Source organism: Actinotalea fermentans, assembly GCF_007991475.1.
Classification (GTDB): domain Bacteria; phylum Actinomycetota; class Actinomycetes; order Actinomycetales; family Cellulomonadaceae; genus Actinotalea; species Actinotalea fermentans.
The window spans coordinates 95365-120437 of the sequence record NZ_BJYK01000008.1 but is presented as its reverse complement, the minus strand read 5'-3'; the positions used below and the strand labels follow the sequence as shown (position 1 = coordinate 120437).

The 25073-nt window shown below is 75.2% G+C and carries 27 protein-coding genes and 2 riboswitches; of the genes, 19 read left to right on the top strand and 8 right to left on the bottom strand.

Annotated elements, in window-relative coordinates; genetic code table 11:
* Positions 1-16: 16 nt before the first annotated feature.
* Both AFE02nite_RS11745 and AFE02nite_RS11740 read left to right on the top strand, forming a co-directional pair.
* On the top strand, positions 17-379 hold the full coding sequence (locus AFE02nite_RS11745; protein WP_034248535.1) for a response regulator: 363 nt from the start codon (positions 17-19) through the stop codon (positions 377-379).
* Between the two features lie 5 nt (positions 380-384).
* The gene (locus tag AFE02nite_RS11740) at positions 385-870 is read left to right on the top strand and encodes a hypothetical protein (RefSeq protein WP_034248529.1); all 486 of its coding nucleotides are present in this window, start codon (positions 385-387) and stop codon (positions 868-870) included.
* A gap of 7 nt (positions 871-877) precedes the next feature.
* On the opposite strand, the gene AFE02nite_RS11735 is transcribed toward AFE02nite_RS11740, so the two are convergent.
* A complete protein-coding gene (locus AFE02nite_RS11735; protein ID WP_034248530.1) occupies positions 878-1489 on the bottom strand; it encodes a M15 family metallopeptidase in 612 nt (203 codons plus the stop codon).
* Positions 1490-1673: 184 nt separating this feature from the next.
* A riboswitch (cyclic di-GMP riboswitch) is annotated at positions 1674-1749 on the top strand.
* Between the two features lie 15 nt (positions 1750-1764).
* On the opposite strand from AFE02nite_RS11735, the gene AFE02nite_RS17455 reads away from it, so the two are divergent.
* Entirely contained in the window at positions 1765-1932 is a 168-nt protein-coding gene (locus AFE02nite_RS17455; protein ID WP_186814550.1) for a hypothetical protein, read from the top strand.
* A gap of 23 nt (positions 1933-1955) precedes the next feature.
* Here AFE02nite_RS17455 and AFE02nite_RS11730 read toward each other — a convergent pair whose 3' ends face one another.
* Both AFE02nite_RS11730 and AFE02nite_RS11725 read right to left on the bottom strand, forming a co-directional pair.
* Positions 1956-3854 (bottom strand): hypothetical protein, encoded by a 1899-nt coding sequence (locus tag AFE02nite_RS11730; protein WP_146819702.1) that lies wholly within the window; start codon positions 3852-3854, stop codon positions 1956-1958.
* 407 nt (positions 3855-4261) lie between these two features.
* Entirely contained in the window at positions 4262-4723 is a 462-nt protein-coding gene (locus tag AFE02nite_RS11725; protein ID WP_034250226.1) for a hypothetical protein, read from the bottom strand.
* A gap of 45 nt (positions 4724-4768) precedes the next feature.
* Between AFE02nite_RS11725 and AFE02nite_RS11720 the strand changes: the two genes are divergently transcribed.
* The 9 genes from AFE02nite_RS11720 to AFE02nite_RS11680 all read left to right on the top strand — a co-directional run bounded on the left by AFE02nite_RS11720 (position 4769) and on the right by AFE02nite_RS11680 (position 12685).
* Complete coding sequence (locus tag AFE02nite_RS11720) at positions 4769-5305, top strand: GNAT family N-acetyltransferase (protein WP_146819701.1); 537 nt, start codon at positions 4769-4771, stop codon at positions 5303-5305.
* 20 nt (positions 5306-5325) lie between these two features.
* Complete coding sequence (locus tag AFE02nite_RS11715) at positions 5326-5832, top strand: low molecular weight protein-tyrosine-phosphatase (protein WP_034248717.1); 507 nt, start codon at positions 5326-5328, stop codon at positions 5830-5832.
* A gap of 102 nt (positions 5833-5934) precedes the next feature.
* Positions 5935-6111, top strand: coding sequence for a YegP family protein (locus tag AFE02nite_RS11710; RefSeq protein ID WP_261765594.1), 177 nt, complete (start codon positions 5935-5937; stop codon positions 6109-6111).
* A gap of 97 nt (positions 6112-6208) precedes the next feature.
* Positions 6209-6315, top strand: a riboswitch (glycine riboswitch).
* 206 nt (positions 6316-6521) lie between these two features.
* A complete protein-coding gene (gene gcvP / locus AFE02nite_RS11705; RefSeq protein ID WP_034248713.1) occupies positions 6522-9386 on the top strand; it encodes an aminomethyl-transferring glycine dehydrogenase in 2865 nt (954 codons plus the stop codon).
* Positions 9383-10657, top strand: a complete 1275-nt coding sequence (gene gcvT / locus AFE02nite_RS11700; RefSeq protein WP_146819700.1) for a glycine cleavage system aminomethyltransferase GcvT — start codon at positions 9383-9385, stop codon at positions 10655-10657. Before gcvP ends, gcvT begins: the two co-directional genes overlap by 4 nt.
* A 12-nt stretch (positions 10658-10669) precedes the next feature.
* On the top strand, positions 10670-11041 hold the full coding sequence (gene gcvH, locus AFE02nite_RS11695) for a glycine cleavage system protein GcvH (protein WP_034248984.1): 372 nt from the start codon (positions 10670-10672) through the stop codon (positions 11039-11041).
* Positions 11042-11280: 239 nt separating this feature from the next.
* Positions 11281-11505, top strand: a complete 225-nt coding sequence (locus AFE02nite_RS11690; protein WP_407643098.1) for a helix-turn-helix domain-containing protein — start codon at positions 11281-11283, stop codon at positions 11503-11505.
* Between the two features lie 176 nt (positions 11506-11681).
* Positions 11682-12227 (top strand): GIY-YIG nuclease family protein, encoded by a 546-nt coding sequence (locus AFE02nite_RS11685; protein ID WP_034248982.1) that lies wholly within the window; start codon positions 11682-11684, stop codon positions 12225-12227.
* 35 nt (positions 12228-12262) lie between these two features.
* Positions 12263-12685: a (deoxy)nucleoside triphosphate pyrophosphohydrolase gene (locus AFE02nite_RS11680; protein WP_146819699.1), complete on the top strand. Its 423-nt coding sequence runs from the start codon at positions 12263-12265 to the stop codon at positions 12683-12685.
* A 1-nt stretch (position 12686) separates the two neighbouring features.
* On the opposite strand, the gene AFE02nite_RS11675 is transcribed toward AFE02nite_RS11680, so the two are convergent.
* Entirely contained in the window at positions 12687-13256 is a 570-nt protein-coding gene (locus AFE02nite_RS11675; protein ID WP_034248980.1) for a DNA-3-methyladenine glycosylase I, read from the bottom strand.
* Between the two features lie 56 nt (positions 13257-13312).
* On the bottom strand, positions 13313-14521 hold the full coding sequence (locus AFE02nite_RS11670) for a TetR/AcrR family transcriptional regulator (RefSeq protein WP_146819698.1): 1209 nt from the start codon (positions 14519-14521) through the stop codon (positions 13313-13315).
* 106 nt (positions 14522-14627) lie between these two features.
* Between AFE02nite_RS11670 and AFE02nite_RS11665 the strand changes: the two genes are divergently transcribed.
* Positions 14628-15575: an ATP-binding cassette domain-containing protein gene (locus AFE02nite_RS11665; protein WP_052113939.1), complete on the top strand. Its 948-nt coding sequence runs from the start codon at positions 14628-14630 to the stop codon at positions 15573-15575.
* A complete protein-coding gene (locus AFE02nite_RS11660) occupies positions 15572-16375 on the top strand; it encodes an ABC transporter permease (RefSeq protein WP_052113940.1) in 804 nt (267 codons plus the stop codon). The genes AFE02nite_RS11665 and AFE02nite_RS11660 overlap by 4 nt, the downstream gene beginning before the upstream one ends.
* A 17-nt stretch (positions 16376-16392) precedes the next feature.
* Here AFE02nite_RS11660 and AFE02nite_RS17450 read toward each other — a convergent pair whose 3' ends face one another.
* Positions 16393-16566, bottom strand: a complete 174-nt coding sequence (locus AFE02nite_RS17450) for a hypothetical protein (RefSeq protein WP_186814549.1) — start codon at positions 16564-16566, stop codon at positions 16393-16395.
* Positions 16567-16789: 223 nt separating this feature from the next.
* Positions 16790-21433, bottom strand: coding sequence for a DUF3418 domain-containing protein (locus AFE02nite_RS11655; RefSeq protein WP_407643097.1), 4644 nt, complete (start codon positions 21431-21433; stop codon positions 16790-16792).
* Positions 21434-21590: 157 nt separating this feature from the next.
* Between AFE02nite_RS11655 and AFE02nite_RS11650 the strand changes: the two genes are divergently transcribed.
* Together AFE02nite_RS11650 and AFE02nite_RS11645 are read left to right on the top strand one after the other, a co-directional pair.
* Positions 21591-22178 carry a PAS domain-containing protein gene (locus tag AFE02nite_RS11650; RefSeq protein ID WP_261765593.1) on the top strand — a complete coding sequence of 196 codons (588 nt, stop codon included), beginning with the start codon at positions 21591-21593 and terminating at the stop codon, positions 22176-22178.
* Positions 22175-23104, top strand: a complete 930-nt coding sequence (locus AFE02nite_RS11645) for a methyl-accepting chemotaxis protein (RefSeq protein WP_146819697.1) — start codon at positions 22175-22177, stop codon at positions 23102-23104. The genes AFE02nite_RS11650 and AFE02nite_RS11645 overlap by 4 nt, the downstream gene beginning before the upstream one ends.
* Positions 23105-23129: 25 nt before the next feature.
* On the opposite strand, the gene AFE02nite_RS11640 is transcribed toward AFE02nite_RS11645, so the two are convergent.
* Entirely contained in the window at positions 23130-23660 is a 531-nt protein-coding gene (locus tag AFE02nite_RS11640) for an AAA family ATPase (RefSeq protein WP_052113925.1), read from the bottom strand.
* 46 nt (positions 23661-23706) lie between these two features.
* On the opposite strand from AFE02nite_RS11640, the gene AFE02nite_RS11635 reads away from it, so the two are divergent.
* The 3 genes from AFE02nite_RS11635 (at position 23707) to AFE02nite_RS11625 (ending at position 25072) form a co-directional block, all read left to right on the top strand.
* The gene (locus AFE02nite_RS11635; protein WP_034247879.1) at positions 23707-24213 is read left to right on the top strand and encodes an aminoacyl-tRNA deacylase; all 507 of its coding nucleotides are present in this window, start codon (positions 23707-23709) and stop codon (positions 24211-24213) included.
* Between the two features lie 64 nt (positions 24214-24277).
* A complete protein-coding gene (locus AFE02nite_RS11630; RefSeq protein WP_052113924.1) occupies positions 24278-24481 on the top strand; it encodes a nuclear transport factor 2 family protein in 204 nt (67 codons plus the stop codon).
* Between the two features lie 222 nt (positions 24482-24703).
* Positions 24704-25072: an STAS domain-containing protein gene (locus AFE02nite_RS11625; protein WP_034247878.1), complete on the top strand. Its 369-nt coding sequence runs from the start codon at positions 24704-24706 to the stop codon at positions 25070-25072.
* Position 25073: the final 1 nt, after the last annotated feature.

The following is a 25073-nucleotide window of genomic DNA, read 5'->3' as shown; positions in this document are numbered from 1 at the left end:
CGAGGAGGTGGACCCGATGAAGGTCCTCGTCGCCGACGACAGCCGCGTCATGCGGCAGATCGTCATCCGCACCCTGCGCCAGGCCGGGTACGACTGGTGGGAGATCAGCGAGGCCCCCGACGGCGCCGCAGCGCTCGAGATGGTCGCGTCGACGCACCCGGACTTCGTGCTCTCCGACTGGAACATGCCCGAGATGACCGGCATCGAGCTGCTGCGCGCCCTGCGGGCCCAGGGCAGCGACGTCCCGTTCGCCTTCGTGACGTCCGAGGGCTCGCCCGAGATGCGCAAGCAGGCCGAGGCCGCCGGAGCGCTCTTCCTCATCGCGAAGCCGTTCACTGCCGAGATCTTCCGAGAGACGATCGACCCCTTCCTGGAGTGAGTCCCATGAACGCCACACCTCTGCCCGCCGCCCTCGAGGTCCGCGAGCTGCTCGAGGGCCTGCTCGGCCGAGATGTCGGTGCGGTGCTCGGCACGGGGATGGTCGACCCCGGGCAGCATCCGGGCGCCGTCGTCGGCGTGTACGTCGACGACATGCTCAAGCTGCGCGCGCTCATCGTCATGGACCTCGCGCTCGCCTGCCACGTCGGTGCCGCCATCGCCCTGCTGCCGGCCGCCACGGCGAAGGACGCCGTCGAGCAGGGCCTCATGACGCCGGCGCTCTACGACAACACCGCGGAGATCCTCAACGTCGCGGCGTCGCTGTTCAACAACGCGCACGCGCCGCACGTGCGGCTCTACGAGGCGTACGCGCCGCGCGAGGCGCTGCCGCCCGACGTCGCGAAGTGGGTCACCGCGTACGTCCGCCGGCTCGACATGGAGCTGAACGTGACGGGCTACGGCATCGGCCGGGTCTCCGTCGCCGTGATCTGACGCGCGGTCAGCGCGTGGGCGCGTACTGCCAGTGCCAGGGCTCGCGGGCCACGTTCTCGACGTAGCCGAAGCGGCCCGCGTTCTGGCGCATCCACGCCTGGGCGGAGGAGTCGAGCTTCAGGTCGAGCGCGACGCCCCAGCCGTGCATGCTCGTGCCCGGCGTGGCCGCGAGGCCGCCCTGCGAGTACAGCCCCTTGCGGCCGACCAGGTCGACCTGCGTCTCGTAGGTCCGGTAGGAGTCCGTGATGCCGATGGTCACGCCCTCGGCGGCGGCGGCGGACTGCATCGCCTCGAACGAGCGGGCGGCGGGCTCCCACAGCGTGTGCGACGTGCCGGCGATGGTGCTCAGGGCCGCGGCGGGGACGCGCCCGTTGCCGTAGGCCTTGAGCTCGATCGGCACGCCCTTGGCGTCCACCCGGTCCTTCCCGGAGCCGACGGCGACGACGCCCGTCAGGCCCGCCAGAGGGGCGGAGCTCGCGGTCGCGGCGGGCGACCCGCGGAGCTCGGCCACGACGGCCTCGCCGAGCACGCTCTCGAAGCTGGCCGACGGCGCGCTGACCTGCGCGATCCGGCCCTGGATCTGCGCGATCCGCTGGCCGATGGCGGCGACAGCCTCCATCCGGCGACTCCCCTCGTGGACGGCGAACGTCTTCCGATCGGCCGGCCCTCCCCGCGGATGAGAGGTCGGCTGCTCCGTCCGGGTGAGCGACACTCGCGGGACCGGGTGAAAAACGCCCCAGCGGTTGCGGCGAACGGGTACCTGGGCCTGTGCGCGCTCACATCCGTCACGTACGCTCGTCCCGTCAGCGAAAAGGCAAACCCGTCGCAAGGCGGGGACGCAAAGCCACGGGACCCACGACGGTCAGCCGGGCTACCGAACGAAGGATGGCCGCCATGTGTGAGCCGGCTGGTTTCGACCCCCGCGTCGGCGACTTGTCGTCGATGGAGACCGCCACCCTCTCCCCCGAGGTTCTTGCGCGCCTCGCCGCCATGGCCAGCCAGCTGGCGACCTCGCGGGTCTTCCTGCCGTTCATCCCGCAGCAGGAGCGCGTGCCCGTCTGACCGGTGACCGCCCGCCGCACCGGCTACTGGTAGCTGACGAAGTGCGGGAGGGGCTGCACCTGGTAGGTCTGCTGGGGCGTCGCCATCGGGACGTCCTCGTGGATGAAGTTCTTCCACCCCCACACGACGTTCGCGGGCGCGCCCTGCAGGATGTTCGCCCAGGTGCCCGCCTTTGCCCCCTGGCTGCCCTGGCCGTCGACGTGGATGAGCACCTGCACCGCGGGGTCGGCCGTGTCGAGGCGCTCGCGCCCGTCGACCATCCGCTGCATGAACTGGTGGAGGACGAGCAGCTTCTGCGGCAGGTGGTGGGTCCGGGTGAGCTCGCTCAGGTAGTCGCCGACCGCGTTCACCTCGTCGATCCCGACCGACCCGATCTGGCGCAGGTGCACCTGGTCGGGCCCGAGCCGCCACTCCGGGTCGAGCGCGAGCCCGACGTTCGGGTACAGCAGCAGTGACTCGTACAGGCGCGCCTGGGTGACGAAGTCCGTGCGCCCGGGCTGCAGGTCGAGCACGACGTAGACGCCCGCCTCGAGCGCGGCCTCGACCCACGGCACGAACGCCTCGACCGGCAGCTCGTTGGAGTAGTTGCCGTCGGCGCCGGCGGGCCGGTCCGCGATCGTCGCGATGATCTCGAAGGCCGGCACGACGACGTCGGTGGTGAGCGCCTGGTACTCCGCGGCCAGGCCCTGCGCGCGGGCGATGCTCGCCGTCACGTCCTGCTCGCCGAGGATGCCGAGCGCCGGGATGCCCGGCGACCCGTACATCGCGACCATCCGGCGGCCGGTGGCCGGGCCGGTGAACACCAGCTGGCCGCCGCCGGGGAGCTCGACCCCCGTGGCCGCGGTCGCGGCCTTCCAGGCCAGGTCCTCCGGCGTGCCGAACGCCCCGCCGATGCCGACGACGGTCGTCGCCTCGGCCGCGGCGACGGCCTGCACGACGGCGGGGTCGCGCCGCGGGTCGCCGCTGCGGACCTCCAGCACGTCGACGCCGGCGGCCCGCGCGGTGGCGACGGCGGCGATCTCGCTCGGGTCGCCCGTGGTGAGCACGAGCCCGCCGTCGGGCGCCTCCGGCAGCTCGGTGAGCGGCAGGGCCGGGCCCGACGGCGTGGGCTCGGGCGTGCCGGTCGCCGCCTTCGTCGCGGCGTCCGCCGCGGGGGTCTCGTCCGCGGGGGTCTCGTCTGCGGGGGTCTCCTCCGGCGGCGCGTCGGTGGTGAGCAGGGTCGGGGCCTCGCGGTCGAGCCCGACGACGGCGGCGACGTCGCCCGTGCCGGCGTCGTTCGGCAGCACCGGCGAGGGCGCCAGGTCCGTGCGGAGCAGGGCGGCCAGGTCGGCGTCATCCGCGGGGGCGGGCACCGCGGTGAGGTCGGCCGTGAGGTCCAGGCCGGCGGCCTCCCCGGCGCCGACGGCGCCCACGGTGACGAGGGCGACGGCACCGAGGCGCTCGAGCTCCGCGATGAGCGCTGCCGCGTCCGCTGCCCCCGCCGCGTCCGCTGTCCCCGCGCCGCCCGCGGCGTCCGCCGAGGGCGTCTCCCCGGCCGCCGTCCCGTCCTCGGAGGTCGTGTCGGGGAGCGGCTGCGGCAGCGGCTCCAGCAGGAGCGGCGCGCCGAGCGCGACGGCGATCGACGCGCCCCGCAGCTGGGCCACCGGGTCGAGCGACGGCGCGAGCACCACGACGGGCGCGGACGCGTAGAGGGACGCGCTCGCCGCGAGCGCCAGCGCGACGTCGTCGGCGCCCGCCAGGACCGCGGCCGGCCCCTCGGGCAGCCGGGCCTCGCCCTGCAGGACCGGCGTGGGCGTGGGCGTCGGGGCGGGGGTGTCGGGCCGGGGTGCCGTGCAGGCGGCGAGCCCGGCCGCGCACGCGGTCAGCGCCGCCACGGCACCGGCCGCCGCCGTCCGACCTGCGCCGCGCCGTCCGTGCGCCATCCCGCCTCCCCGTCTCCGACCTCGTGCCGTCTGGCAGCGTAGGGCTCCCGGCCTGACGGCGCGCCGTCAGGAGCGGCGGGGCTCCCCGCGGGTCCGCGGCGGCGCAGGGAGCGTATTCCCCGGCGCGCTGTGGTGAGCAGCACCCGGAAATCCCTTGGCAGGTCCGCGAACGCGACGTACGGTCGTCGGACACGTGAAGGGAGGTGGTCCAACAGATGAGTTTCACTTGGACGCGTGAGGTGACTGCCCGCTAGTCGCCCGAGAGCATCGGACGGATTGCCTTCCGGTCCCGCCGCTCAGCGGCAGCGAGACCCCGGCAGTCACCGCAGCCCGTGGGTGCCGTGCATTCGTCCAGCACGGCGCGCCGACATCCGGCAGCCCACGGGCTGTTCCACGCCCGCGCCCGGTCAGGCGTCCGTGTACTTCTCCCGGGCGAACGGGCTGACGGCCAGCCGGGCCAGGCCCGCGGCCAGGCCGAGCGGGGCGAGCAGCGACACCGCGACGTCCGGCCCGCCGAGCCCCGCGCCGGCGAGCGCCCCGACCATCGACCCCGCGAACGTGAACGTCACGACGTGCGCGGCCGTGCTCGCCGAACGCCGCAGCAGCCGCCCGAGACCGAGCGCGGCGAACGGACCCAGGAGCAGCAGCAGCGCCCCGCCCATCACGCCGACGACGGCCGTGATCCGGGCCGCGCTGTCGTCGGAGGCGAGGACGCCGTCGGGCACGACGAGCTCCAGCCACAGGTAGAGCAGCCCCGCGAAGAGGACCGCGGTCAGCGCGCAGCCCGCGAACGTCACCAGCGGCGAGAACGAGATGGCCCACGGCGGCACGTCGCGCGAACGGTCGACGGCGCTGATCTCGCTGCTCATGGCTGCCCAGCCTAGGACCGGCGGACCGCCTGGCAGGATCGACCCGTGCCCGACTTCGCCGTCTTCGAGCCGCTCGCGCGGGGCGTCCGGGACGCCGCGGTGGGCGTGCGGACGGCGCGGGCCGACGACGCCGCGGCCGTCGCCGCCGTGGCCGCGACGCGGGGCGGGCCCGGCCTCGACGTGCACCGGCGCCTGCCCGGGTGGGTGGACGACGCCGAGCGGCGGGTGCTCGTGGCGGAGGTGGGCGGCGCCGTCGTCGGCTGGGCGATGGCCGGCGCGTGGGGGCGCCCGGGTGCGCAGGACGGACCGCACGTCACGGCGCTGACCGTGCACCCGGAGCACCGGCGCCGCGGCGTCGGCGACCAGCTCCTGGCCGCCCTGACGGGGTGGGCATGGGGGCGCTCGGACCGGATGTGGAGCGTCGTGAACGCCCGCAACGAGGCGTCCGTCGCGCTGCACGAGCGGCGCGGTTTCGTCCTCGAGGGGTGGATCGCCGACTATGCGGGCATGACGTTCGACGGCGGCCGGGGTGTGCTGCTGCGGGCCGCGCGTCCGGCCGACGTCGTGGAGGAGGGACCGTGAGCCGACCGACCTTCCGTGTGATGACCGTCTGCACGGGCAACATCTGCCGCTCGCCGATGGCGGAGGTGGTCCTCGCGCAGCGGTTCGCGGCGGCGGGCCTCGGCGACGTGGTGACGGTCGACTCCACGGGCATCAGCGACGAGGAGCACGGTCGCCCGATCGACCCGCGCGCTCGCCGCGTCCTGGCCGCGCACGGCTACGACGTGCCCGCGCACGTCGCGCGCCGCGTGCGCCGCGAGGACCTGGCCGCACGCGACCTCCTCCTGCCGATGACCGCGTCCCACGCCCGGGCCCTGCGCGCGCTCGCCCCGGACGACGGCGTCGCGGACCGGGTCCGCATGCTGCGCAGCTTCGACCCCGCCGCGCCCACGGGCGGCTCGGAGCACCTGCTCGACGTCGACGACCCCTGGTACGGCGACCAGGCCGGCTTCGAGGTGACGCTGGCGGAGATCGAGGCGGCGGCCGACGGCGTCGTCGAGTACGTCCGGACCGAGCTCACCGCCCGCGGGCTCCTCGCGGCCGACTGACGGATCGTCGACCCCGACCGCAGGACACGCGGGCCCCTGCGGGAGTAGGACTGGCCCATGACCGTCGGCAAGGGTGCCGGTGGCTGTGGCGAAGGAGCCGTCGTGAAGTTCGTCATCACCAAGGACAAGGCAGGCGAGTTCCGCTTCAAGCTCGTCGCGAGCAACGGCCAGACCGTCGCGATCAGCGAGGGCTACAAGGCCAAGGCGTCGGCCCTGTCGACGATCGAGAGCATCAAGGCCAAGGCCGGCGACGCCGCGATCGACGACCAGACCCTCTGACCCTCCGGGCACGGGGCTCCGGCCGGCCACGGACGCTCCGGCTGCGCGGCCGCGCCGGAGCCCTATGCTCGGGGTCACAACCGAAGACGTCGCTGTTCGAGCCGCGGTGGGAGAGTCCGTGCGGGTCCGGTTCCGGCCGGGCCGACGGCGCCGAAGGAGCAACCTCCCCGGGAATCTCTCAGGCCCCCGTACCGCCGCGGCGAGGCAACTCTGGAAAGCGGCCGCTGGACCTCCAGCGGCCCACCGACGGTGCACGCCGTCCGCCCGGCCCACCGGCCGGTCGCGCGGCACAACTCTCAGGTCGGGGCCCACGCCCCTGACGACAGAGCGGGGAGGTCCATCGCGCTCGCGCCGCGTCGCCTGCCGGCGCGCCGGGCCAGCCCTGACCGACCCTGCCGGAGGAGTCGTCCGTGACCAGCACCCCGCCCGCCCGTGCCTTCGTCGACCGTCACGTCGGACCGCGCGGGGACGACGTCGCCCGGATGCTGGAGGTCGTCGGCGCGCCCTCCCTCGAGGCGCTCGTCGACGCGGCCGTCCCGGCGGCCATCCGCAGCGACCGGCCGCTCGACCTGCCCGCCGCGCGCGGCGAGGCCGAGGTGGCCGACGCGCTGCGCGCCATCGCCGGCCGCAACCGCGTGGTCACCTCGATGATCGGGCTGGGCTACCACGGCACGACGACGCCGCCCGTGATCAGGCGGAACGTCCTCGAGAGCCCGGGCTGGTACACGTCCTACACGCCCTACCAGCCGGAGATCAGCCAGGGCCGGCTCGAGGTGCTGCTGACCTTCCAGACGATGGTCGCCGACCTCACCGCGCTCCCCGTCGCCGGCGCCTCCCTGCTGGACGAGGCGACCGCCGTCACCGAGGCCGTGCTCCTCATGCGCCGCGCGGTGAAGGGGCGCGAGGACGGCGTCGTCGTCGTGGATGCGCAGTGCCTGCCGCGCACGCTCGAGGTGGTGCGCGGGCGCGCGGACGCGGTCGGCCTCCCGCTGGTGGTCGCCGACCTCACGGACGGCCTCCCCGCGGACCTGCCCGACGTCGTCGGCGTGGTCCTGGCGCAGCCAGGCGCCTCGGGCGTCGTGCGCGACCTGCGCCCGCTCGTCGACGCCGCGCACGACCGGGGCGCGCTGGTGACCGTGACGGCCGACCTGCTCTCGCTCACGCTCCTGATGCCGCCCGGCGAGCTCGGCGCGGACGTCGCGGTCGGGTCGGCGCAGCGGTTCGGCGTCCCGATGTTCTACGGCGGCCCGCACGCCGCGTTCATCGCCGTCCGCCAGGGCCTCGAGCGCACCCTGCCGGGCCGCCTGGTCGGCGTCTCGCACGACGCCGACGGCGCCACCGCCTTCCGCCTCGCGCTCCAGACGCGTGAGCAGCACATCCGCCGCGAGAAGGCCACGAGCAACATCTGCACGGCGCAGGCGCTGCTCGCCGTCGTCGCCGCGGCCTACGCGGCCTACCACGGTCCCGACGGCCTGCGTGAGATCGCCGAGCGGGTGCACGCCCGCGCGGTCGCCCTGGCGAGCGGCCTGCGCGACCTGGGCGTCGCCGTCGTGCACGAGGCCTTCTTCGACACGGTCCTGGCCCACGTCCCGGGCGCCGCCGACGCGGTCGTCGCCGCGGCCCTGGCCCGCGGCATCAACCTCCGCCACGTCGACGCGGACCACGTCGGCATCACCACCGACGAGACCACCACCCCAGCCCACATCGCGCAGGTCCTCGCCTCCTTCACTCAAGTGGTGCATGGCGGCGGGGAATCGGCTCAACTGGAGCACGGTGGCGCCACGGTGCTCCAGTTGAGGGAGGGGGGGATTCCGGCGGGGTTGCGGCGGACGTCGGAGTTCCTCACCCACGAGGTGTTTCACCGGTACCGGTCCGAGACCGCGATGATGCGCTGGCTGCGGCGGCTCGCGGACAAGGACCTCGCGCTGGACCGCACGATGATCCCGCTGGGCAGCTGCACGATGAAGCTCAACGCGGCGGTCGAGATGGAGCCGATCTCCTGGCCGGAGTTCGCCGACGTCCACCCGCTCGCCCCCGCCGACCAGGCGGCCGGCTACGCCGAGCTCATCGCCCAGCTGGAGGCCTGGCTGGCGGAGATCACCGGGTACGCCGCCGTCTCGCTGCAGCCGAACGCCGGCTCGCAGGGCGAGCTCGCGGGCCTGCTCGCGATCCGCGGCTACCACCGCTCCCGGGGGGACGACGCGCGGACCCTCTGCCTCATCCCCGCCTCGGCGCACGGCACGAACGCCGCGTCGGCCGTGCTCGCGGGGATGCGCGTCGTCGTCGTGAAGACGGCCGCCGACGGCACCATCGACCTGGCGCACCTGCGCGAGCTCCTCGCCGAGCACGGGCCGCAGGTCGCGGCGATCATGCTCACCTACCCGTCCACGCACGGCGTCTACGAGGCGGAGGTCCGCGAGGTCACCGCCGCGGTGCACGACGCCGGCGGGCAGGTCTACATCGACGGCGCCAACCTGAACGCCCTCGTCGGGCTCGCGCGGCCCGCCGAGCTCGGCGGCGACGTGTCGCACCTGAACCTGCACAAGACGTTCTGCATCCCGCACGGCGGCGGCGGCCCCGGCGTCGGGCCGGTCGCGGTGGCCGAGCACGTGGCGCCGTTCCTGCCGGGGCGGGGGGGCACCGCCGTCGCGCAGGCGCCGCACGGGTCGGCGGGTATCCTGCCGATCTCCTGGGCGTACGTCGCGCTGATGGGGCCGGACGGGCTCCGGTCGGCGACCGAGCACGCCGTCCTGGCCGCGAACTACGTGGCCGCGCGGCTGACCGAGCACTTCCCCGTGCTCTACACGGGCCCGGGCGGGCGCGTCGCGCACGAGTGCATCCTCGACCTGCGCGCGCTCACCGCGGCGACGGGCGTCACGGCCGAGGACGTGGCCAAGCGGCTCATCGACTACGGCTTCCACGCGCCGACGCTGTCCTTCCCGGTCGCGGGCACGCTCATGGTCGAGCCGACCGAGAGCGAGGACCTCGCCGAGCTCGACCGGTTCTGCGACGCGATGGTCGCGATCCGCGGCGAGATCCAGCGCGTGGCCGACGGCGAGTGGACCGCCGCGGACTCCCCGCTGCGCGGCGCGCCGCACACCGCTGCGTGCGTGAGCGCCGACGTCTGGGAGGCTGCCTACAGTCGCGAGCTCGCCGCCTACCCGCTGCCGAGCCTGCGGCACGACAAGTACTGGCCTCCGGTACGACGGATCGACAACGCTGCAGGGGACCGAACTCTGGTGTGTGCCTGCCCACCCATCGAGGAGTACGCATGAGCGAGAGCGAGACCGGGGCCGCGTCGGCGCCGCTGACCCGCCGCGAGCTGCGGGAGGCGACGGAGACGCGGGGCGTCGTCCCGCCGAGCCGGTCGGTCCTCGGGTCGGAGGCCGGCGCGGAGGACGCGGCGGGCGGCGACGACGGCGGCGCGCGCCGCGGCCCGCTGCACGCCACGCACGTCGCGCTGGGCGCCACGCTGGTCGAGTACGCGGGCTGGCTGATGCCCCTGCGGTACGCGTCCGACCTGGCCGAGCACCAGGCCGTGCGCCAGGCCGCGGGTCTCTTCGACCTGTCGCACATGGGCGAGATCTGGCTCAGCGGCCCGGGCGCGGGTGCCGCGCTCGACCGCGCGCTCGTCGGGTGGATCTCCCGCCTCGAGGTCGGCCGCGCGCGCTACACCATGATCTGCGCGGACGACGGCGGCGTCATCGACGACCTCGTGGTCTACCGGCCGGGCGAGGAGGAGTTCCTCGTCGTCGCGAACGCCGCCAACGCGGCCGTCGTGGCCGACGAGCTCCGGGTGCGCTGCGCCGGCGAGGGCGTGACGCTGCGCGACGCCTCGGCCGAGGTGGCGCTCATCGCGGTCCAGGGTCCGGCGGCCGAGGGGATCGTCGCGGCCGCCGTCGAGGAGGGCGACCGGGACGCCGTCGTGGGGCTGAAGTACTACGCGGCCGTCCCCGCGACCGTGGCCGGCGTGTCCGCGATGGTCGCGCGCACCGGCTACACGGGCGAGGACGGGTTCGAGCTGTTCGTTCCCGCGGAGTCCGGCGACCACGTGTGGGCCTCGCTCATGGTGGCGGGCAAGGAGACGGGCATGGTCCCGGCCGGCCTGTCCGCGCGCGACAGCCTGCGCCTGGAGGCCGGCATGCCGCTGTACGGCAACGAGCTCGACCGCACGACGACGCCGTACGACGCGCGCCTCGGCCGCGTGGTCCGCCTCGACAAGACCACCGACGACGGCGCACCGGTCCCGTTCGTGGGCCGGGAGGCGCTCGCCGCCCGCGCGTCGTCGGAGCCGGCGCGGCTGCTCGTGGGCCTCGAGGGTCTCGGCCGCCGGGCCGCCCGGCACGGCTACCCCGTGCTGTGGGGCGACGCCCGGGCCGGCGAGGTCACCTCGGGGGCGCCGTCGCCCACCCTGGGCCGGCCGATCGCGATGGCCTACGTCACGCCCGAGGCGTCCGCGCCCGGCACCGAGCTGTCGGTCGACGTCCGGGGCCGGCTCGAGCCGGTCCGCGTCGTCGACCTGCCCTTCTACCGTCGTCCCGCCTGACCGGAGGTCCCCGTGAGCCACATCCCCGACAACCTGCGCTACACCACCGAGCACGAGTGGGTGACGGACGAGGACCCCGTCACCATCGGCATCACGGCCGTCGCGGCCGAGGCGCTGGGCGACATCGTCTTCCTCGAGCTGCCCGCGGTCGGCACGGCCGTCATCGCAGGCGGCGTGTGCGGCGAGATCGAGTCGACCAAGTCCGTCTCGGAGCTGTACTCGCCGGTGAACGGCACCGTGGTGGAGGTCAACGAGGGCGCGATGACGGACCCGGCCGTCGTGAACTCTGACCCGTACGGCGCGGGCTGGCTGATCAAGGTGTCGGCGACGTCGTTCGGCGAGCTGATGGGCCCCGACGAGTACCGCGCGCACGCCGCGAGCTGACGGGCGTTACTCCGAACGGGTGATTGTGTCACCCGAAGGTGTGAGCCCGCTCTCAGGTCGCTGACCTGCGGCAATGCCGAGTTGATCACGCTCTTAGCGGGTCATCAGAAGGCTCGCAACTGCATCCGGCCGCAAGTTCGGGTGAAAACCGCGTCATCGCGGGTGAAGTCCACGCTCTCTTCAGGTGTAGCGACAGCGACGGTGCCCCCCCAGCACCCGGGCAACACCTGGAGGTCATGATGATGGAACTGCGCGAGGTCCCCACCCAGCGGACCGCACTGACGCGGCGTGAGCGCGTGATCCTGTCGAACCTCGACGAGGACGTCACGCTCGAGCAGATCGCGACGCGCCTCTTCGTCACGCGGAACACCGTCAAGTCCCAGGTCCGCTCGGTGTACAAGAAGCTGGGCGTGAACACCCGCGCCGAGGCGGTCGCCTGCGCGAAGGCCATCGGCCTGCGCTGAGCCCGCCCGTTCGCGCCGGCGGCGACGTCGGCGTTCCCGGCACGCGCCCCAGGGCGCACCGGGACCCCTCGTCGGCGGGGGCTTGCCGACTCGACCTCCCGGGCCCGGGTAGTGTCGGAGCACCATCTACGTGCTCCGGCTCTGCCCGGGCCCTCGTCATGTCCGCAGGAGAGCGTGTGGAACCTCCGCTCGGTCCCGTGCTGGACGAGCACTGGGCGCCCGACCACATCGTGCTGGCCAGGCGTGTGCTCTCCTATGCCGGTCGGCTGTTCGTGGAGCGCGACGCGAACGGCACGGTGATCGTGCACTCCCCGCTGGCCGACATGGCCGCCGTCGAGCACCGCTACCCGGCCTGGGCGCTCGGCCCCTTCGGCCGGATCGAGCCGGAGTTCGCCGTCCCGCGCCGGCCGGGCGTGTACGCGCTGGTCTCCGCCGGCGTCGCCCGGTACGTGGGCGGGTCGAACGACCTCGAGCGGACCTTCGGGGTGCGCGACGGCCTCGGGCACATCTCCCGCCGCGACGCGATGAGCAAGCGGCACGAGGAGGCCTGCCGGCTGAACCGGCTGGTGGTCGCGGAGGCCGCGGCCGGGCGGACGCTCGACCTGTACCTGCTGCCGCTCGAGCCGCGCGCCTGGTGGGGCGGCCGCCGCGGCGAGGCGCCGTCCGCGGTGGCGGCCGAGATCGTGGCCGCGGCGCGCCCGGAGTGGCACCTGCCCGAGTGAGCGGGCCGGTGGCTCGCGTCTGGGAGGCTGGGCGCGTGAGCCACCCGATCGTCGTCGTGGCCGCGGCCCTGGTGGACGACCTGACCCGGCCGCGGCTGCTCCTGGCCGCCCGACGGCGCAACCCCGAGCGGCTCGCCGGCCGGTGGGAGTTCCCCGGCGGCAAGGTGGACCCGGGCGAGACGCCCGTCGAGGCGCTGCACCGCGAGCTGCGCGAGGAGCTCGGGATCGCCGTGGAGCTCGGCGCGGAGCTGGTCGGGCCCGACGACGGCGCCTGGCGCCTCTCCGAGCGCTACACGATGCGTCTGTGGCTGGCCCGGGTGACGTCGGGCGACCCGGCGCCGCTGGTCGAGCACGACGAGCTGCGGTGGCTCGAGCCGGACGCCTGGCTCTCGGTGCCCTGGCTCGATGCCGACGTGCGGATCGTCGAGGCGCTCGCGGCGCACGTCGGGTCGGCCTGACCTAGCGCGCGAGCACCACCGGGCAGTCCGCGAGGTGGTCGTCGACCAGCCCGCACGCCTGCATCGACGCGTAGGCGGTGGTGGGTCCGATGAACCGGAACCCGACGCTCTTGAGCTCCTTGGCCAGGGCGACGGCCGCGGGCGTCGACGCCGGGACGTCGGCGTAGGTCCGCGGCCGGTCGGCCTCGGCCCGGGGCTCGGGGGCGTGCGACCAGGCGAGGTCGGTGAGCGTCCGCCCGGCCTCCCACAGGCCGAGCACCGCGCGCCCGCCCGCGATCGCAGCCTCGATCTTCGCGCGGTTGCGGATGATGCCCGGGTCGGCGAGCAGGCGGGCGACGTCGTCCTCGCCGAGCCGCGCCACGGCCTCCGGGTCGAAGCCCAGGAAGGCCGCGCGGAACGCGGGCCGCTTGCGCAGCACCGTGAGCCACGACAGCCCGGACTGGAACGCCTCGAGGCAGAACCGCTCGAGCAGCTCGGCCTCCCCGCGCACGGGCACGCCCCACTCGGTGTCGTGGTACTCGGAGTACAGGGGGTCGCCGTCGCCGAAGCAGCGCCTGCCGGTCTGGTCCATGGCGCGCACGCTAACGGCACCGCCCGACGCGCGGCCCGCGCCATCCACAGCGGCGCTCAGTCGTGGTCGGCTGTGGTCGACGGTGCGGCGGGGCCCGCGCCGGCCCCGGGCCCCGCCGCCGCCTCTGCCGCGGCGACCAGGTGCGCGACGCCGTCGAGCAGGAGGTCGACGCGGAAGCCCGCGCCGCCGTAGCCGCCGTCCGTGCCCGGCTCGTCGTCGAACCCGCCGACCTCCAGCGCCTCCCAGACCCGCGGGTGGGTGTCCGGCGTCGTGAGCAGGCGCAGGAGGCCGCCGAAGTCGACGAGCGCGGGGTGCGCCGCGGCGCCCGCCGGCTGGTCCGTCGGCGGCGCGTCGCCCGTGCCCCGCGGCGCCAGCGCCGCCGCGAGCAGCATGCCCTCGCTGAGCATCAGCAGGGACGCCGCACCCAGGACCTCGACCCGCTGGCCCACGGGCAGCGGCGTGTCCGCGAGCGTCTCGAGGCCCTCCTCGAGCATCTGCACGCGGCGCGGACCCAGCGCCGGGATGGCGTCCGCGGCGTGCATGAGCCACGGGTGCCGGACCGTGAGCGCGAGCTGCCGGTCGCACCAGGCGTGCAGCCGGACTCGCCACGCCGGTGCGTCGGCGGCGGGTGGGGCCAGGACCTCGGGTCCCGGCTCGTCGGCGATCGCGGCGTCGTACATGAGGCCGAGCAGCTCGTCCTTGGAGGTGACGTACCGGTAGAGCGCCATCGTGGTGACGCCGAGCGCCTCGGCGACGCGCGCCATCGAGACCGCGCGCAGGCCCTCGGCGTCGGCGAGGGTGATCGCCGCCTGGGTGATCTGGTCGAGGGTCAGCGTGGGGCGCGGCCCGCGGCGGGGGCCCTCGGCGGTCCGCCAGAGCGCGGCGAGCGGCGAGGGCAGGTCGGCGGGGCGCCCGGGCGTGAGCCCGGCGGCCTCCGCGCGGAGCCGCGCCCGCTCCGCCTGGCGCTCGGCGCGCTGCGCCTTGACCTGCGCGTCCAGGGCCGCGCGTACGGCCTCGCGCGCCGCCTGGGCGGCCTCCTTGGCCGCCCCTTCGACCGCCCGCTCGTGCTCCCGACGCCGGGCCGCGGCCTCCTTCTCGGCGGCCTCCTCGAGCCGGCGCCGGTCCCGCTCCAGGCGCGCGGCCTGGCGCTCCGCCGCGACGCGCTCCTTCTCGGCGATCTCGGCGGCGCGCTGCCGGTCGCGTTCGGCCCGCTGGCGCTCCTTCTCGGCGGCCTGCTCCGCGCGCTGGCGGTCGCGCTCGTTCACGGTCCTCCTCGACGCCGGCCGACGCCCGTCCCTTGACAGCCGCCGTAACTGTGTACATGCTACACAGCAATATTCGTGTACGGCATACACAGAAGGGAGGGTGGCCATGGCCGCGATGATCGAGACGCGAGGTCTCCGCAAGAGCGTCGGCCCCACCCGCGTGCTGGACGGCGTCGACCTCGCCGTCCCCGAGGGCTCCGTCCTGGCGCTCCTCGGCCCCAACGGGGCCGGCAAGACGACGATGGTCAACGTCCTCGCCACGCTCCTGCGGCCCGACGGCGGCCAGGCGCTCGTGGGCGGGGTCGACGTCGTCCGCCAGCCCGAGCGCGCCCGGACCCTGTTCAGCCTCACCGGGCAGTACGCGGCGCTCGACGAGCTCCTCACGGGGCGCGAGAACCTCGTGCTCATGGCGCGCCTCGCGCACCTGCCGCGGGCCGCCGTCGGGCCGCGGGCCGCCGAGCTGCTCGACGCGTTCGACCTGACCGACGCCGCGGACCGCCTGGTGCGGACCTACTCCGGCGGCATGCGCCGGCGGCTCGACCTGGCCGTCTCGCTGCTCACCCGGCCGCGCGTCATCTTCCTCGACGAGCCCACCACCGGCCTGGACCCGCGCAGCCGCGCCGACCTGTGGGAGGTGATCCGCGGCGTCGTGCGCGAGGGGACGACCGTCCTGCTGACCACGCAGTACCTGGAGGAGGCGGACGCGCTCGCGGACCGGATCGCCGTGCTCGACCGCGGCAGCGTGGTCGCCGAGGGGACCGCCGCCGAGCTGAAGCGGCGCGTGGGCAGTGCGCACCTGGAGCTCGAGCTGGTCGACGGGCGGGTGGAGCGCCTCGCGACGGACGGCTCCGTCGGGGACGCGCGGCGCCTCCTCGCGCTCGTCGAGGCGGAGGACCGGCCGGTCGCGCACTGGCGCCTGGCCACCCCCACGCTCGACGACGTCTTCCTCACCCTCACCGGCGCACACGTGCCCGGTGCGGAGCCGGGCGCGGCCCGCGCGTCCGACGACCCCGGCCGGCGCGCGTCGGCCCCGCTGCAGGAGGTGGCCCGATGACCGCGACGACGATCGACCGGCCCGCTGTGAGTGGCGCCGTGGCCGGCGCCGCGACCGCCGCGCGTGACACCTGGGCGCTCATCGGGCGGACGCTGCGCCGGTCGCTGCGGACCCCCGACACGCTCATCATGGGCATCGCCCTGCCGGTGATGATCATGGCGATGTTCGTCTACGTCTTCGGCGGGGCGATCGACACGGGCATGCAGTACGTCGACTACGTCGTGCCCGGCATCGTGCTCCTGTGCGCGGGCTACGGGGCGTCGACGACGGCCGTCGGCGTCGCGACCGACATGACCGGCGGGCTGATGAACCGATTCCGGTCGCTGCCGATGCGGCCCGCGGCCGTGCTCACCGGGCATGTGGTGGAGTCGATGGTCCGCAACGTCGTGTCGACGGTGCTCGTGGTGGGCGTGGCGCTCGCGGCGGGCTTCCGGCCGACGGCGGGGCTCGGCGGCTGGCTGGCCGTGGCGGGCGTCGTCGCGCTCTACGTGCTGGCCCTGACCTGGGTGGCCGTGTGCATCGGCGTGGTGGCGTCGACGCCGGAGGCCGCGAGCGGGTTCTCCTTCGTCATCATGTTCGTGCCGTACGTGTCGAGCGCGTTCGTGCAGCCGGAGACGATGCCGCGGGTGCTCGAGCTCGTCGCCCGCTACCAGCCGGTGACGCCGGTGACGGACACCGTGCGGGCCTGGCTGACCGGCGCCGGCGAGGCCCAGCCGTGGGTCGCGCTCGCGTGGTGCGCGGGCGTGTTCCTGGTCGCGCGCGTGGGCGCGGTGGTGCTGTTCCGCCGACGCGCGGGCTGACGTTCGGTGCGGTCGGCTCAGCCGGCGCGGCGGGGGGCGGCGTCGTCGGCGGGGCCCTCCCACACGACGGGCGCCTCGTCGGAGAGCAGCACGAGCCCGCGGTGGACGGCCTTGAGGGTGCGCATGTCCGGCGGCGTGGCCTTGCCGCCCATGAGCGCGCGGAGCGCGGCAGCCTCCGACGTGTCCGTCACGCCGCAAATGTACGGAAACCCCGGTGATAGCTGTGGGAGCGTCCACCACTCGGCGTGGCGCGGGCGGGTCGACTGCGCGGGCTCGTCGGTGGCGCGTGCCGAACCCCGCCCCCATTGCCGAGGTCGAGCTCTCCGCTCGAGGTCGAGCGTTCGGACGCTCGACCTCGAGCGCAAGGCTCGACCTCGACCTCGACCTCGACTCTGCCGGCGGCGGGCGCGGGCGTCAGGGCGCGAGGAGGGCGCGGATGCGTTTGGCGCTGACCGGGACCGGGGTGCCGAGCTGCTGGGCGAACAGCGAGACGCGCAGCTCCTCGAGGAGCCAGCGGGCCTGGCTCAGGCGGGCGTCGCGGGCGGCGTCGGGCGCGGCGGTGCGGGCGGCGGCGACGGCGTCGTCGTAGTCGGCGAGCACGTCGGCGACCTGCCAGGCCAGCGACTCGTCGCGGGCGAGGTTCTCGGCGGCCTTGGCGAGCCGGTGGCGGGCCGCGCGCAGGTACCGGACCAGCTGCGGGAGGCGGGCGGCACCGGCGTCGGCCACGAAGCCGTCGTGGACCAGGCCGGCCGCCTGGCCGCGGACGTCGTGCACGGTCGACAGGAGCGCGAGGCTCGTGGTCGCGCGCAGGGCCGCGTCGAGCTCGCGGGCCGCGGTGAGGACGCCGACGACGTCGCGCGCCACCGCGTACGTCCGGTCCTCGAGGGCGTCGCGCAGGACGGTGCGCAGCGCCGCGTAGGCGTCGGCGTCGCGCAGGGCGGCCAGGTCGGTGCCGCGCTCGGCCGCGACGGCGTCGATCGCCGCCCGCTGCAGGTCGGCGACCAGGGCGTCCGTCGTGGGGTAGGGGCTCGTGGCGAGCGTGAGCGACTCGGCACTGGTCCACCGCGTGGTGATCCGCCCCGTCGCGAGCCCCACCTCCCGCAGCAGCAGCTCCCGCACCCCGACGCCGTGCGCGGTCACCTGCTCCGCCTGCGTCGCGAGGACCCGCAGCCCGACGGCGCGCACGCCCGCCTTCCCGGCGTCCTTCCCGAGCGGCTTCCCGACGACGTACGCCGGCCACGCCCGCACGGCCATCCCCGCGGCGGTCGTCTCGATGACGTCGGGGATCCGCCCCTGCGGCAGGTCCGCGGGCCAGGTAGTGAGCTCCGCGCGCTCGAGGCTCGGCAGCCTTGCAGCCCCCCCAACCCGACCCGAGCGCGCGGCGACCTCACCAGCAGAGGCGACGGCGCGGGGGCGCCCGCCGGGGTTCGGCTCGGGCATGGCCGACGAAGGAGGCCCGGGCGGGGCGGGCGCCCCCGAGCCGTCGCCGGACCCAGCCGAGGGAGACACTCCCTCGCCCGCCGCCTCACGCAACGCCGACCGAACCGCCGACCGCACGGCCGACCGCACCGCGTCCTCGGCCCGTGTCGCGAGCCGTCTTTGCAGAACGACCAGGTCGTCCGCCTCGTCCACAACCTGCACGGCCCTCCCGCGCTGCTCGACGGCGCGGAACCGCATCCTCAGGTGTGGCGGAAGACGAGAGGCGTCCCAGGCGTCGTCGGGCACCTCGACGTCGCGGACCGCCCGCGCCGCGCGCGAGAGCACCGCCTGGAACGACGGCGCCATGTCGCCCGCGCGGACGGCGTCCTCCCAGGCGGGCTCGTTCGCGGCGATCCAGGCGACGAGCTCGCGTGCGGCGTCGGGTGCGGGGACGAGCGGCACGCGCAGCGCCTTGGGCAGCGACCGGATGAGCGCCACCACGAGCTCCTCCTGGAGCCCGGGCACGAGCCGGTCGAACCCCTCGGGCCGGACGCGCGGGAGGACCGAGAGCGGGATGTCGACCATGACGCCGTCGTGGTCCGCGCCCGGGTCGTACTGGTAGGCCAGCGGCAGCTCGAGGTCGCCCTGCGGCCAGATCGACGGAAACGCGTGCTCGTCGACGGCGACGTCGCCCACGAGCATCTCGAGGGAGAAGTCGAGGAGCCCGGGGTCCTCGCGCTGCGCCTTCTTCCACCAGGTGTCGAAGTGGCGGGCGGAGACGACGTCGGCGGGCAGGCGGTCGTCGTAGAAGTCGAAGAGGGCGTCCTCGTCGGCGACCAGGCCGCGGCGTCGGGCGCGGTTCTCGAGCTGCTCGGCCTCGGCCAGCAGTGAGCGGTTGTGCGCGAAGAAGCCGTGGTGGGTGGTCCACTCGCCCTGCACGAGCGCGTGCCGGATGAACAGCTCGCGCGCGTGCTCGGGGTCGACCCGGCTGTAGAGCACGCGGCGCCCGGCGACGATCGGCAGGCCGTAGAGCAGCACGCGCTCGGTCGCGACGGCGGCGCCCTGCTTGGCGGACCACGTCGGCTCGGAGTACGTGCGCTTGACCAGGTGCTCCGCGAGCTCCTCGGCCCACTCGGGCTCCACGCGGGCGACGTCGCGCGCCCACAGGCGCGAGGTCTCGACGAGCTCGCCGGCCATCACCCACGACGGCGGCCGCTTGGCCAGCCCGGACCCGGGGAAGATCGCGAACCGCGCCCCGCGCGCGCCGAGGAACTCGTTGCGTGCCTGCTGGCGACGGCCGCCGGTGCCGTCGCGGCCGCCCGTGGCGCCGCCCCGCGCGCCGACGCGGACCTCGGTGGCCTCCTGCATGCCCAGGTGCGAGAGCAGCCCGGCGAGGATCGACTGGTGGATCCGGTCCGCGTCCCACGCGTGCCGCAACGGCTCGGTGTCGCCGCCCTCGCCGTCGACCACCTCGTGTGGAGCGTTCGCGTCGGGAGTGGAGACCTTGGCCGGCGGGCGGACCGTGATGCCCAGCGGCTTGGCCAGCTCGCGGAGCTGCGCGACGACGTCCTGCCACTCGCGCACGCGCAGGTAGTTGATGAACTCCGCGCGGCACAGGCGCCGGAACGCCGAGCCGGACAGCTCGCGCTGCTGCGTGCGCAGGTACGTCCACAGGTTCAGGTAGGTGAGGAAGTCCGACGTCGGGTCGGCGAAGCGGGCGTGCGCGGCGTCGGCGACCTCGCGCTGCTCGGCGGGGCGCTCGCGCGGGTCCTGGATCGAGAGTGCGGCGGCGACGATCATCACCTCGCGCGCGCAGTCGCGGCGTCCGGCCTCGACGATCATCCGCGCCAGCCGCGGGTCGATCGGCAGCTGCGCGAGCGCGCGTCCGACGTCGGTCAGCCGGCTCTTCCCCCCGGCCGTCGGCTCGAGCGCGTGCAGCTCGGTGAGGAGCTGGACGCCGTCGCGGACCGCGCGCACGTCGGGCGGGTCGACGAAGGGGAAGCGCGCGACGTCGTCGGGCGTGGCGGCGACGCCCACCGCGACCATCTGCAGGATCACCGACGCGAGCGACGTCCGGAGGATCTCGGGCTCGGTGAACTCGGGCCGCGACTCGAAGTCCGTGCGCGAGTAGAGGCGGATCGCGATGCCGTCGGCCACGCGGCCGCACCGACCCGAGCGCTGGTTCGCCGACGCCTGGCTGACCCGCTCGATCGGCAGCCGCTGCACCTTGGTCGCCTTGGACCACCGCGAGATGCGCGCGGTCCCCGGGTCGACGACGTACCGCACGCCCGGCACGGTCAGCGAGGTCTCGGCGACGTTCGTCGCGAGCACCACCCGGCGCAGCGCGTGGGGCTCGAACACCCGGTGCTGCTCGGCCGACGACAGCCGCGCGTAGAGCGGCAGGATCTCGATCGCGCCCGGCGTCCGCGGGTCCGACGCGCGGGGGCCGAGGTGCGCGCGCAGGGCGTCCTCGGCGTCGCGGATCTCCCGCTCGCCGGACAGGAACACGAGGATGTCGCCCGGCCCCTCGCGGGTCAGCTCGTCGACGGCCTCGCAGATCGCGGTCATGACGTCCCGCGTCTCGCCGCGACCCGTCCCCGATCCGTCGTGTGGAGCCTTCGTGCCCCGAGTGGAGCGCTTCCGACCGACACGCCCGGCGTGTCCGTCGGGAACGCTCCACTCTCGCGTGGGGGGGCGGGTGGGGGTGGGGTCCGCGGTGTCGAGGGACTCGTCGTCCGCGTCGTCGTCGGGCTCGTCGTCCGGGCCGAGCGGGCGGTAGCGGATCTCGACCGGGTACGTGCGGCCGGTGACCTCGACGACCGGGGCGGGGACGCCGTCGGGCGCCGCCGCGCTGGGCGGGGCGCCGAAGTGCCGCGCGAACCGCTCGGAGTCGATGGTCGCCGAGGTGATGACCACCTTCAGGTCCGGCCGCTGCGGCAGCAGGCGCGTGAGGTAGCCGAGGATGAAGTCGATGTTCAGGGACCGCTCGTGGGCCTCGTCGATGATGAGCGTGTCGTAGGCCAGCAGCTTCGGGTCGCGCTGGATCTGCGCGAGCAGGATGCCGTCGGTCATGACCTTGACCAGCGTCCCCTCCGACGACTGGTCCGTGAACCGCACCTGGTAGCCGACCACGGTCCCCAGCGCGCCCGCGCCGCCCGTGATCTCCTCGCTGATCCGCTCCGCGACGGTCCGCGCCGCGATCCGCCGCGGCTGCGTGTGCCCGATCTGGCCGTCCCGTCCGCGCCCGAGGTCCAGCAGGATCTTCGGCAGCTGCGTCGTCTTCCCGGATCCGGTCTCGCCCGAGACGATCACCACCTGGTGGTCCCGGATGGCCGCGGCGATCTCCTCCCGACGCGCGGAGACCGGCAGCTCCTCCGGGTAGCGGATCGGCGGCACGACGACGGCGCGGCGCACCTCCGCGAGCCGCGCCCGCCTGGCCGCGGCGTGGGGCGTGTGCCGCTCGGGGTCGCGCCGCGCGTCCGCCCCGGAGCTCCTCCCGGCCCCCGACGCCGCCCGCTCGCCGCGCCCGCCGCGCCCGCTCCGCTCGCCCCGCCCGCTCCGCTCGCCGCGGGGGCGTGGGGGACGCCGTCGGCGGGGCCGGGGCTGCTGCCCGTCGCCGCCGATCTGCTCCTCGCCCACGACCGGCCATTCTCCCCCGCCGCGGCCCGAACCTCCCACCGCATTCGCCGCCCCTGCCTGGGACCGTCGCGGGAGCGGCGGCGAGCGCCGCCGACCTGCGCAAACACCTGCCTCCGGGTTCCGCTTAGAACCGGTGGCGCCCCGCCGATGGTCGGTCGTGCCCGCCATCATGCGACCGCGGACCAGCACGCCGACGGGTGTCGAGCGTGAGTTCGGACGCGAGCAGATCATCGTCTCGAAGACCGACCTCCAGGGCCGGATCACCTACGCCAACGACGTCTTCTGCGACGTCTCCGGCTACCGCGAGGGCGAGCTCGTGGGCGCGCCGCACAACGTCATCCGGCACCCGGACATGCCGATGGCCGTCTTCCAGCTGCTCTGGGACACGGTGCAGGCGGGCGAGGAGCTGTTCGCGTACGTCGTCAACCTCGCGTCCGACGGCGGGCACTACTGGGTGCTCGCGCACGTCACCCCGAGCTTCGGCCCGGGCGGGCGGATCGTCGGCTACCACTCGAACCGGCGCTGGGTCCCCCCGCAGGTCAGGCGGCAGATGGCGGCCCTGTACGCCGACGTCCGACGCGCGGAGGCGGGCGACGCCCCGAAGAAGGCCCGGATCGCCGCCGGCACGGCGGCGCTGCACGCGCGGCTCGACGGTCGCACCTACGACGAGTTCGTGTGGTCGTTCGCGGGCGCCGACGCCGACGCCGCTCGGGCCGATGCCGGCCGCGCGGAGGCCGGGCGATGAGGCGCCTCGGCCCGGCGCGGTCCGCCGGCGACGCACGCCCCGAGGCCGGCACGGCCGCACGCGGGCGCGACGACGACGCCGCGCTCGCCGTCCTCGCCGACGTCTGCGCGCGCCTGGCCGAGGGTGACCTCGAGGCTCGCATCCCGGTGACCGACGCGTCGCCGTCCGTGGAGGCGGCGCGGTCCGCGGTGAACCGGATGGCGGACGTCATGGACGCCTACGTGCGCGAGTCGCGGGCCGTCCTCGCCGCCGCCGACCAACGGCGGTTCCACCGCCGGTTCCTCGTCCAGGGCATGCCCGGCGGGTTCCGCGACGGCGCCCAGCGGATCGACGAGAGCCGCGCCTCGCTCGCCGGCGCCGCCGCGCGTGCGGACCAGGAGCGGGCCGAGCGGGTCGCGCTCGCCGAGCGCCTCGTGCACGTGGCCGACCAGGTCGCGGAGTCCGCGCAGGACCTCGGCCGCTCCGCGGGTGAGCTGGCGGCCGCCTCCCAGGCTGCGGCCGACGCGGCCCTGGCGTCGATGACGACCGTCGAGACGCTCGAGCGCAGCGGGGTCGAGATCGCGGCCGCCGTCCGGCTGATCCAGGCCATCGCGGCCCGGACGCGCCTGCTCGCGCTCAACGCGACCATCGAGGCCGCGCACGCGGGCGAGGCCGGCAAGGGGTTCGCGGTGGTCGCCAAGGAGGTGCGCTCGCTGTCGGAGGAGTCCGCCGACAGCTCGCGCGACATCACGGTCCAGGTGGGTGCGGCCCAGGCCGCGTCCACGGCCGCCGCGGAGGCGTTCGCGCACATCAACGCCCTGGTGTCGGGCATGAGCGAGCAGGTCACCCGCATCGCCGACGCTGCGGACGGCGGCACGGGCTCGGGCCTCGCCTCGCTCGCGGCGGACCTGCGCGCCGAGATGGCGCAGTTCGTCGACCTGCGCTGACGCCGGCCGGCCCGGCCGGCCCGCCTCAGTCGGGCCAGACGAGCGATCCGTCGCGCACGCGGGCGAGCACGCGGTCGGCGACGGTCCGCGCGTCGTCGTCGCTCGCGACGTCGACGACGTGCCGGGCGACCGACCTGGCCCGGGCGAACTCGGCGTGCATGTGCCGCGCCGCGTCGAGGTCGGTGAAGCCGTGCCCCACCCGGGTCGCCACCCGCTCGAGGCACACCTCCGCCGGCGGCAGCAGCACCGCGTAGTGCAGCCGCCCGACGCCGGCCGCGGCGGCGAACGTCGGCAGGAACCAGGCGCCAACGACGCCGTCGTAGACGACGGTGCAGCGCTCGGCCAGGCGTCCGGTGGCGGCGGCGGCGGCGCGGATGACGCCGTCGTTCTGCTCGTGTGCCTCGGGCAGCCAGGGCTCGCGCATGCCGCGGCGCAGGAACGCGAAGAAGGCGTCGCCCTCCACGAGGGCGGACGGGTCGAACGCGTCCACGAGCGCGCCCGCGACGGTGGACTTGCCGGAGCCGGGCGGTCCGGTCACGACGACGATCGACGGCACCCGACGAGTGTGCCGGGCGTGTCCAGCGGAATGTGAGGATGGCCCGATGACGACCGAGCACCAGCCGTCCGAGGGCGAGGCCCGCGCGCTCGCGGCCCTCGAGGCATCGGGCCTGCGCTTCCGCATCACGCGGCACGGCCCCGTGCGCAGCCTCGAGGAGGCCGCGGCCGCGCGTCGGCTGCCGCCGGAGCGGATCATCAAGACGATCGTGGTGCGCCGCGGGGACGACGACTTCCTGTTCGTCCTGGTCCCCGGCGGCCGGACGATCTCCTGGCCCAAGCTCCGCGCGCTCCTGGAGGTGTCGCGGCTGTCGATGCCGGACGCCGCGGTCGCGCGTGAGGTCACCGGCTACGAGCGCGGCACCATCACGCCGTTCGGCTCGCTGCGCGCCTGGCCGGTGGTGGCCGACGCGCGGGTGGCCGGGCACCCGGTCTCGATCGGGGCCGGCGCGCACGGCGTCGCGGCGACCGTGGACGGGTCGCAGCTCACGCTCGCGCTGGGCGCGACGGTCGCGGACGTGACCGAGGCCGAGGGCGGCGCGGGCGACGCGTGACGCGTCGGTGGTCGGGCGTAGCGTCCGGCCCGGACCCGCACCGCGCGCGGCCGGAGAGGACGCCATGAGCACGGCACCCACCACCCACCCCGCGGTCGTGGCGGCCGGCGACCTCGCCGTGCTCAGCTTCCAGTTCGTCTCGCAGGGGTCGGAGGGGCAGCGGCGCTGGAACACCACCGAGGCGTACCGGCGCGACCCGGAGCGTGGCTGGCGGATCGTCCACACGCACTGGTCGCTGACCGACGCGGGGCCCGCCGTCGTGGGGTGAGCGAGGCGTTCCGCGGAGCGCGGCGGGCCGACCGTGATCGGCTCCTGACCTGCGGACACGCGTGACATCACCCGTTCACACGCACGACGCGCGGCCGTCGCACGGCGGGCGTACGCTGCCTCGGCACGGTGACAACGTTCGCGGCGCAGCGCGGCTCCGGGGAACTTCCGGGCCCGGCCGCGCGTCGTTCATGGCAGGGCAGGTTCGGAGGGAAGGGGCACCGTGAGCGAGGACGCGACAGGGCAGGGCGGCATCGAGGTCGTCGACGACTCCCGGCGCACGGTGGTCCGGCTCTGGGGCGACGTCGACGCGTCGCTGCGCGACCAGGCCAGCCTGGCCATGGTCGCCCTGCTCACCCGGGGCGGGCCGTACATCATCGACGTCTCGGACGTGACGTTCATCGACTCGTCCGGCATCGCGTTCGTCCTGCAGGTGCACCGCATGGCGACCGACACCGGCTCGACGGCGGTCCTGCGCGACCCGCCCGTGCTGGTCATCGAGATGCTCGACCTCATCGGCCTCGGCGGCACGATCCCGTTCGAGTTCAGCGCCGGGGACACCGCCGACCGCGTCGAGACCGCCGGCGTCTGAC

Excerpts from the sequence above, each read along its gene's own strand:
- AFE02nite_RS11745 (WP_034248535.1), top strand. The coding sequence starts at position 17 with ATGAAGGTCCTCGTCGCCGACGACAGCCGCGTCATGCGGCAGATCGTC.
- AFE02nite_RS11740 (WP_034248529.1), top strand. The coding sequence starts at position 385 with ATGAACGCCACACCTCTGCCCGCCGCCCTCGAGGTCCGCGAGCTGCTC.
- AFE02nite_RS11735 (WP_034248530.1), bottom strand. The coding sequence starts at position 1,489 with ATGGAGGCTGTCGCCGCCATCGGCCAGCGGATCGCGCAGATCCAGGGC.
- AFE02nite_RS17455 (WP_186814550.1), top strand. The coding sequence starts at position 1,765 with ATGTGTGAGCCGGCTGGTTTCGACCCCCGCGTCGGCGACTTGTCGTCG.
- AFE02nite_RS11730 (WP_146819702.1), bottom strand. The coding sequence starts at position 3,854 with ATGGCGCACGGACGGCGCGGCGCAGGTCGGACGGCGGCGGCCGGTGCC.
- AFE02nite_RS11725 (WP_034250226.1), bottom strand. The coding sequence starts at position 4,723 with ATGAGCAGCGAGATCAGCGCCGTCGACCGTTCGCGCGACGTGCCGCCG.
- AFE02nite_RS11715 (WP_034248717.1), top strand. The coding sequence starts at position 5,326 with ATGACCGTCTGCACGGGCAACATCTGCCGCTCGCCGATGGCGGAGGTG.
- gcvT (WP_146819700.1), top strand. The coding sequence starts at position 9,383 with ATGAGCGAGAGCGAGACCGGGGCCGCGTCGGCGCCGCTGACCCGCCGC.
- AFE02nite_RS11690 (WP_407643098.1), top strand. The coding sequence starts at position 11,281 with ATGATGGAACTGCGCGAGGTCCCCACCCAGCGGACCGCACTGACGCGG.
- AFE02nite_RS11675 (WP_034248980.1), bottom strand. The coding sequence starts at position 13,256 with ATGGACCAGACCGGCAGGCGCTGCTTCGGCGACGGCGACCCCCTGTAC.
- AFE02nite_RS11665 (WP_052113939.1), top strand. The coding sequence starts at position 14,628 with ATGGCCGCGATGATCGAGACGCGAGGTCTCCGCAAGAGCGTCGGCCCC.
- AFE02nite_RS11660 (WP_052113940.1), top strand. The coding sequence starts at position 15,572 with ATGACCGCGACGACGATCGACCGGCCCGCTGTGAGTGGCGCCGTGGCC.
- AFE02nite_RS11645 (WP_146819697.1), top strand. The coding sequence starts at position 22,175 with ATGAGGCGCCTCGGCCCGGCGCGGTCCGCCGGCGACGCACGCCCCGAG.
- AFE02nite_RS11635 (WP_034247879.1), top strand. The coding sequence starts at position 23,707 with ATGACGACCGAGCACCAGCCGTCCGAGGGCGAGGCCCGCGCGCTCGCG.
- AFE02nite_RS11630 (WP_052113924.1), top strand. The coding sequence starts at position 24,278 with ATGAGCACGGCACCCACCACCCACCCCGCGGTCGTGGCGGCCGGCGAC.